We start from the raw sequence: 7,487 nt of genomic DNA, 5'->3' as shown, positions 1-7,487 counted from the left end.
AAATTGTTTCATGTTATGATTCATCCTCATACCAATGTGATACTGTATAGTTTATCTTGATTACAATAAATGATAAAATCTGTATTCTTCTCACAAATACATGTATTAGTGAAGGATGATAATATTCACAATAATCAAAAAAGAGGGGTATGTGGATGTTACGCATTGACGTTTAACTCCCCGGCACAGTCACGGCAAAACCATTGCATGTCTATGTCCTTTGTATCAATTACGTTTGTACATCCACAATGAGGACAAGTTATTCTTATCATATCTATTTCTCCTCGACTGTTCCTTGATATTCTAAGAATCTCTTGGACTCACTATCATATTTTGACCACTTGATAGACTGTAGGTTAGGAAGAACTTTCTCTTTGGTGCATGTGGTACATGCATCTCCGATTTTCCAGAGACTTGAAGACATGTTCTTCAATTTAAACTCGGATCCTGTGCCTTCGTTGTAATCCTTCCCACAGATATCACAGTTGCGTTTTTTGGTCATTTTCCATTTACTCCTGCGTTTTTTCTGCTACCACGTGGATAGCAATTGTCTTTCCATGTTATGTTCATGACAAGTATATGGAATGTAGTACATGTAGTTAACTTTTATCTTCATTATCACATGATTTGATGATAATAACACTATATCATAATGCAATGTCACCTAAAAATAAATACTAGTATTTTGAATGTGTATCATGCTGAATTTTACACGTATGTCCATAGTGTGTAATTCAACTAAATTTATCTAGTTGTATTTGTACCGTACAAATACACGTAAATAATAATATGGTATAGTGTCCTCTCGGACACTTACCTACCTACGATATACTATTGTAAATGTACGTCTACAATTGTAGTGAAAACATGCCTATTTTAACAAGAGTAAATAATATACAATCAATAGTATACTATTGATTATGGTAAAAGATACAATACACAATATATTGTATATTATCACAGTTTTTACAAGTATTGCAGGTTTTTTACAGATATGTAGGACCGTATCAAAATTCTTATATTGTATGATAAAAAAAATAGGGGTGATGGAATTAATCAGCCCACATGAGAAGGCGATACTTGTTTTGATTTCCTTTGTTTTCGTGGCGTTGTCTGCTGTTGTTCTATCTCTTGGTCTGAACGTGTATCTAGTTGTTGTACTGATTGCTCTTGCTGTTGTTGCTGTGTGTCTTCGGTTGCTTGTTGCTCGTCACTAGTTGTATCTAATACAACAGGTAGAACCTTTATCATGTCACCACAGGATGGACACTTGTAGATGTTTGAACCATCACTGGGATCCTGGTCATGCAGTTGATACACCCATCCATCTATCGAGTGTGTGATAACATACGCTTGGCTATTGTTTTGCGTCTCTTCATCCATCCTATTTTAGCCCCTCTGCTTTTCTTGCTTTCGCAATTGCTTGTAAAAAAATTGGGTACACTTCCTTTTTCACACCTAGTGAATTGAGCATTTCCAATGCTGGTAAGTGAATTATTTCTGATATTTCTCTCTTGAATTGTGTCTCAGATATAGATTTGATGTAATCGACTGTTGTCTTACGCTTTATTTGTCGATTAAGGCCTTGTGCCAGTACGGCATCTGATAGCAACTCATCCAGTTTGTTGGCGAAAATTACCATAATCAATAATAAATAATATACTATATATTTTTGGTGGGGGGGGGGCCCCTCCCTCAGTATGATTCCATGCTTGTGATTTTAAATAATGTAACATTCTATACACTTGTAGATATATATGGCAAAAACCATGAGAACACCACAGCAAGCAGTAGATAATTATGTTAAAAATACGCAGAATGCCCAAGACCTTTGGCAACAAAGAGCAGATGCGGCAGACTGGAACTCAGGTGCATCAAGTCAGCAATCTGAGGCAAACTTTGCGGCAGCGATGCAAAAAGCAATAGCATCCAAGTCAAGACAAACAGCAACCGCAGCAACTCCAAACTCAGTTTACAAAGCAGGTATTGACGCTAACCCATCAAGATACGGATCCGGTACAGCAGCAGCAAAAGCAAAAGTTACGGCTGCATTGGGTGCAATCATGACAGATATAGGAACCGCTAGGGCTGCATTACCTGCGAGAGGTCCAAGAGGCAGTACACAAAACATTATGCAAAGAGGCACAGCGATTCAAACAGCATTAGCAAAGAATCGTGGAAAATACAAAGCACGTGGAATAGCGAAGGTCGCCCCAGGAGCATAAAATAAATGCCTTCTAATGTTGTATGCCCAGAATGCAAGACAGAAATTGACCTATCGAAAGGTATGTCCATTTATGGTCATGCAGTATCTTGTTTTCATTTACCTGGTCAGGGTCCAAAACGTGACCTTGATACAATCAACTCTGAGAGACGTAGAAGCCCAGAGCATGTAAGACGTGCAACAATACTGCTCAAATCATCAATGGAGATTGAAAAATAAATGGCTACCCACCTAGCAGCATTCAATCAAAATACTCATGGTATAAGCCTTGCAGCCCTTGACGTAATAGCAGATACAATATTAACGCCAAACTCAGCAGATAATGGTTTCCAGGTGCCGCCAGATTATTCAACCATTGCAGCATTGGCAGCATTGGGAAATGGAATAACAAGGGCACAAATAGATAGCCCTTCCTTGGAAGTAAAAAGAGAAGTAAACGAAATTATACCGAGGGCATCAGGTGCATCAAAATTCTCCCTTGGATTCCCAGAAATAAAGAGAATGAAGCCAGAACTACCATTGGATATTACCGAAATATTCCAAATACTCCAATCAGACGGTGCAGGGGTAGACTTTCAACATTATGCTCTTGCATGGCTTAAACAACCAGGACCATTACCAGCCCCACCAGCAGGCGAGATAAGAAGGATAAGATGTACAGCATCAGCAACATTAACGGCTAACGGATGGACATTGGCGACAATTGTACCGGATAAATCAATTGAAGCAGGGACATACGCAATAGTAAACATGATTGCAATTAGTGCAAATCTAATTGCCGCAAGATTACTATTGTCTAATGCCAGATATCGTCCAGGAGTCGCAGGATTCGCAGGGACCGAAGCCGCAGCAGTAGATGCTAATCCAGGACCATTTGCAGGTGACGACAATTATCTTATGGGTACATTTGATAACACAACCTTCCCACAGGTAGAATTTTTATCAAGTGTTGCTGATACATCCGAGACAGTGTTCTTAGATGTAATCTTAACAGGTGGTGCCCCAGCCCCAACAACCCCAGCAGGGGCATAGGATACTAGTGTCACAGCATGACTAATTATGCTGTTGAGGTTACAACCAATGTAACAGAGATAGCCCCATTCTCTAGGGACCGTACAACAATATCAATTTTTAATAATGGTAATGTTACATGTTACGTTTCACAGGACCAACAAAACATTATAGATGATGGTTATCCACTAGAACCAGGTGCAAGCATTACATTCAAGGGTAGTCCAAATACATCACCACAGGATCCGATTTATGGTCAATGTACTTCACTTAGTACAGATTTAAGAGTAAAAGAAGTATATCAGGGCGAGGATGTCACAGTAACATCAGCCCCCCCTACTGTTGCAGGGTCACAGAATGAATTTCAACAATTATCTGCAGCATCCGAGGCAGGACAATTAATAATAGTACAGGGTTCATTAGGTGCATTAGGTATTATTGTATCCTATACTCCGGCAGCAGGAATACATTTTGATGAATTTATAGCAGTAATAGACAGTAATTCAACTACGAACCCAATACAAGCAAAGTTACGAAATGCTACACAGATACGTGAAACAGGTAATACATTTACAAATGTTAATGAATATAGATTTGTTACAAAGGGTGATTCTTTACTAGGTGATGGATTAAAAACTTATGACATTGATGTAACAGTATGGACATCAGACACTTTATATGCTACTTTACAGGGTGTAATACATTGATTAAAGACTGTCCTTCATGTAAAACTAGCACATTGGAAGAACTTGGAACCGCAGGATTCACAGATGAAACCGGAGCATATAGAAATAGACATGATTGGAGATGTACAAAATGCAATAAACGCTTTGACGAAAACGATTGTACATGTGATAGGACATGCAAATCTAATTTTGAACATCATCTAAAACATAATCCAGACTTGAAAGACGGTAGAGTGAAAAAATAAAGTATGGCGTATCAAACATCTACGCCCCTTAGTAACCAATGTGAACTAATAGCAAAATTACTATTATCTATTAGGGGTGTAACAGTATATCAAGAAGGAACATTAACAACCATAGGAGTAGTAACAAGTTATACCCCTGTTGGTGGTAATCGTTTCATGTTACTGTCATACAAAGCAGGTATTTATGCAGGTGAAACATACAAGTCTGGAATAATACAGATTCGTAATAATGGAACGCCCATTGATAAACTTACATGTGTCATACAAACAACACATGGAGAAATAGCAATAGGTAACACAATGTTAGGTGATGGACTGATAACTTATGATATGTATGTTTCATTTATTGATGGTATAAGTGCTATCGAATGTGCCTTTTCGGGGGCGTTCTTCTGATATGACACTCACACGTCCTCTTTTACCACTTGGGGATAGATTAGAGTTAGCAAAAATGGCTGAGTTAGGTTATATCGGTAATATCTCTAATCCAGTAGCGCATTCAGTATCATCATCCGGTATTGGATATTTTCCATTTCTTAGTTATACCCCAGCATCAGGTAAAACATTCTATTTTCTATCAGTACGTGCAGAAGTGGATGTTGGTTTTGCAGGTCAATTAACTCCTAGTGTCGCTGCGATACGTGTTAATCTTGTGGTTGTAGAAATGTATCTTAGTAATTATCCTTTTCCTGCAAATACTACATTGTATGACCAACCTCATATAATTATGGGTGCATTATTAGGGAATGGTACACTTACTGCTGATTTTGCTTTTTATTCTACTACCGGAGGGGCACTCTCATCCACTGTACATGACAACATGAATTATTTGGTGATTTAAATGTCACAACAACCACCAACATTCAAAGTAATACAATTGATAAAGATACCATCACAGGATCCTACAAGACTGGGTAAACTTGACGCTCTTGTAACATATACTGTGAATGGAAAAGGTAGATTCACAATTAAGATACCATCTGAAAACTTGAACGAGAATAACCTAAAGGCTGCAATCAAGGCAGATTATCAAAAAGAGATAAAATTACATACTCTGGAATTCACATAAGAAAATATGTCTCTCCCAAGAGGGATTCAATTTAATCCAAATCCAGTAAAACAAGGTCAGAGAACACAATTATTTTCAAGTGGATTTTTACCAGGTGAACCAATAATATATAGTTGGCCTGCTCTGGGATTTTCACAACAACTACAAGCAGACATAAACGGTAATGTGTCAGCATCAATAATAATAGATGCTAACCGTGTACCTGGTGATTATACCATAGATTTGCAGGGCGTGACATCAAAATTAGGATCCACTTCTGTATTGACTGTGATTAGTTCTACTCCAGAACTACCACCAATTCTCACAGTGACAACACCACCACCCCAACAAGTACAACCACCACAACCACAACCATCCCCAGTAAGTAACCCTCTATTGTTACCATTTCAGAATATCATTGATGCAGCCAAACAAGACATAGAATCAGTAATTCGTGATATGATAGTAGGAATAGATTGGTTCTCTAATACTGTTTCACCTGTTGAGACATACATACAACAAATATTATCAAATGCTGAACAAAGTATCATATCTTCAATCGGTCCACTTGTAAATCAGATTGATGCTACAATCGGGGGAATTACAACAGTTATAAAAAATGATGTTGAGGGACAAATATCACTTTTACAATCAAGCATTAGTGATACAATCGCATCAATACAATCAGAATTAGCAACACAGGTGATAAATCCAGTAATCAATATCATAACTGCCTTACCTGGAGAAATAGAAACATCTGTTGGTCGTACATTATCAGATGTTGGAACAAGGATTGATACAATTGAATCAGGTTTACAGACAGATATTCAAACAATACGAAATGATATTATAAATTCTGAAAATACAGCCGTATCACAAATTAACTTGGCATGGTCAAATGTAGGTAATGGAATTGGGGAATTATACAGTTCGTTCAATAGTTTTCAACAAGAGGTTACAAGTGGATTTACATCTTTTGCAAAAGGACTTGATTCTATTGCATCAGGTCTGATTACAGAGTTGGAAAATATGATATCAGCAGACACAGCAGCCATAATAAACTCTATATCAAATACATACAATAATGAGATAAAAAAATTTGTGATGGTATCATCACAATTTCTTACTGTAAAATCATCAGACGACCCACAAACAGCATTGAGTAACTTGATTCAAGAGATATCGGGTATAACAATAGCTATCACTGGAACCTTTGCATTATTATCAGCAATTGAAAATGTACACCCATTCCATTCATTACACTTGTCAGAAACATTCAAGCATATATTGGAATTTGTAGGAGTTTATGATTTATCACGTGAAACACTAAAACTATTTGTAGATAATGGAATTGGATTACAAGCAGAGTATGCAGTTAATAATTTATTCCAGGCTAGAAAACTCGGATACCAGGAATATACAAAAGGTCTGTGGTACGGTTCAGCAACAATGGACCAGGTATTGCAAGAGGCACAATACGAGGGATACGAAAAATCATCACGTGATGTAATCGCAGCGACAAGATACAAGGCTATGCCACCATTCATACTTGAAAAATTAATAGAGTTACAAATGGTATCAAATGATTTTGCTACACAGCAATTATTAAAAGATGGATTTTCACCTAGTGATACAGCAGAATTACAAATAGCATTTGGTAACTTGGAATTACAATCATTCCAGGGCAACATCAAGACATTGATTTATTCAATGTACAAGGATGGATTTACAAATGATACAAGCGCACGGGCAATTATGACAGTATTTGCTATTCCATCTTCACAACAAGACTGGATCCTAAAATCTGCACAGCAAGAATATTTGTATGAAACACAGTTATTGTACAGTACACAAATAATTGATGCATACAAAAAAGGTGTGTTGGATGCAAATACAGCAGAAGGTGATTTGATACTCCTGGGGATGACACCAACAAGAGCTAAGCAAAAATTGGCAATTGCGGCAGTGACAGATTTGCCATCATTATCCAAGACTGAGAGGCAGAGTTTTTACAATGACCTTGCTGCATTGGGTGTAACAACATCTTGATATTATTAGGTATAATATTTTGGTATTATGTAATTATGTACATTAACATAATATTTTCATAATAACATAATTTACAGAAATTAAATCATATATTTATAATAACATCTTATTATATACTATATAAATAATATACCCTTTATATATGAAAAGGGTCTGTAATTTCTCATATATAATACTTTCTCACATATATAAACACATCACAAACTTTAAATACCCCCCCCCCT

General features: G+C 36.9%; 9 protein-coding genes. 7 read left to right on the top strand and 2 right to left on the bottom strand.

Features of this window, described 5'->3' with window-relative positions; translation table 11 throughout:
* Positions 1-1,056: 1,056 nt before the first annotated feature.
* Positions 1,057-1,251, bottom strand: a complete 195-nt coding sequence (locus KGI06_05880; GenBank protein ID MDE1871739.1) for a hypothetical protein — start codon at positions 1,249-1,251, stop codon at positions 1,057-1,059.
* 133 nt (positions 1,252-1,384) lie between these two features.
* Positions 1,385-1,642, bottom strand: coding sequence for a hypothetical protein (locus KGI06_05875; protein MDE1871738.1), 258 nt, complete (start codon positions 1,640-1,642; stop codon positions 1,385-1,387).
* A 115-nt stretch (positions 1,643-1,757) separates the two neighbouring features.
* Here KGI06_05875 and KGI06_05870 point away from each other — a divergent pair, with 115 nt between their 5' ends.
* The 7 genes from KGI06_05870 (at position 1,758) to KGI06_05840 (ending at position 7,263) form a co-directional block, all read left to right on the top strand.
* Positions 1,758-2,225: a hypothetical protein gene (locus tag KGI06_05870; protein MDE1871737.1), complete on the top strand. Its 468-nt coding sequence runs from the start codon at positions 1,758-1,760 to the stop codon at positions 2,223-2,225.
* 218 nt (positions 2,226-2,443) lie between these two features.
* Positions 2,444-3,256, top strand: a complete 813-nt coding sequence (locus tag KGI06_05865; GenBank protein ID MDE1871736.1) for a hypothetical protein — start codon at positions 2,444-2,446, stop codon at positions 3,254-3,256.
* Positions 3,257-3,273: 17 nt separating this feature from the next.
* Positions 3,274-3,942, top strand: a complete 669-nt coding sequence (locus KGI06_05860) for a hypothetical protein (GenBank protein MDE1871735.1) — start codon at positions 3,274-3,276, stop codon at positions 3,940-3,942.
* A 227-nt stretch (positions 3,943-4,169) separates the two neighbouring features.
* Entirely contained in the window at positions 4,170-4,562 is a 393-nt protein-coding gene (locus KGI06_05855) for a hypothetical protein (GenBank protein MDE1871734.1), read from the top strand.
* A gap of 1 nt (position 4,563) precedes the next feature.
* Entirely contained in the window at positions 4,564-5,007 is a 444-nt protein-coding gene (locus KGI06_05850; GenBank protein ID MDE1871733.1) for a hypothetical protein, read from the top strand.
* Positions 5,008-5,235, top strand: a complete 228-nt coding sequence (locus KGI06_05845; GenBank protein ID MDE1871732.1) for a hypothetical protein — start codon at positions 5,008-5,010, stop codon at positions 5,233-5,235.
* A 6-nt stretch (positions 5,236-5,241) separates the two neighbouring features.
* Positions 5,242-7,263 (top strand): hypothetical protein, encoded by a 2,022-nt coding sequence (locus KGI06_05840; protein MDE1871731.1) that lies wholly within the window; start codon positions 5,242-5,244, stop codon positions 7,261-7,263.
* The last annotated feature ends 224 nt before the right edge of the window (positions 7,264-7,487 follow it).

The organism is Candidatus Micrarchaeota archaeon, assembly GCA_028866575.1.
Lineage (GTDB): Archaea > Micrarchaeota > Micrarchaeia > Micrarchaeales > Micrarchaeaceae > UBA12276.
The sequence above is the reverse complement of the archived record's forward strand: the minus strand, read 5'-3'. Positions and strand labels throughout refer to the sequence as shown.

Coding starts and splice junctions, on each gene's coding strand:
- KGI06_05880 (MDE1871739.1), bottom strand. CDS start 1,251: ATGATAAAGGTTCTACCTGTTGTATTAGATACAACTAGTGACGAGCAA.
- KGI06_05875 (MDE1871738.1), bottom strand. CDS start 1,642: ATGGTAATTTTCGCCAACAAACTGGATGAGTTGCTATCAGATGCCGTA.
- KGI06_05870 (MDE1871737.1), top strand. CDS start 1,758: ATGGCAAAAACCATGAGAACACCACAGCAAGCAGTAGATAATTATGTT.
- KGI06_05865 (MDE1871736.1), top strand. CDS start 2,444: ATGGCTACCCACCTAGCAGCATTCAATCAAAATACTCATGGTATAAGC.
- KGI06_05860 (MDE1871735.1), top strand. CDS start 3,274: ATGACTAATTATGCTGTTGAGGTTACAACCAATGTAACAGAGATAGCC.
- KGI06_05855 (MDE1871734.1), top strand. CDS start 4,170: ATGGCGTATCAAACATCTACGCCCCTTAGTAACCAATGTGAACTAATA.
- KGI06_05850 (MDE1871733.1), top strand. CDS start 4,564: ATGACACTCACACGTCCTCTTTTACCACTTGGGGATAGATTAGAGTTA.
- KGI06_05845 (MDE1871732.1), top strand. CDS start 5,008: ATGTCACAACAACCACCAACATTCAAAGTAATACAATTGATAAAGATA.
- KGI06_05840 (MDE1871731.1), top strand. CDS start 5,242: ATGTCTCTCCCAAGAGGGATTCAATTTAATCCAAATCCAGTAAAACAA.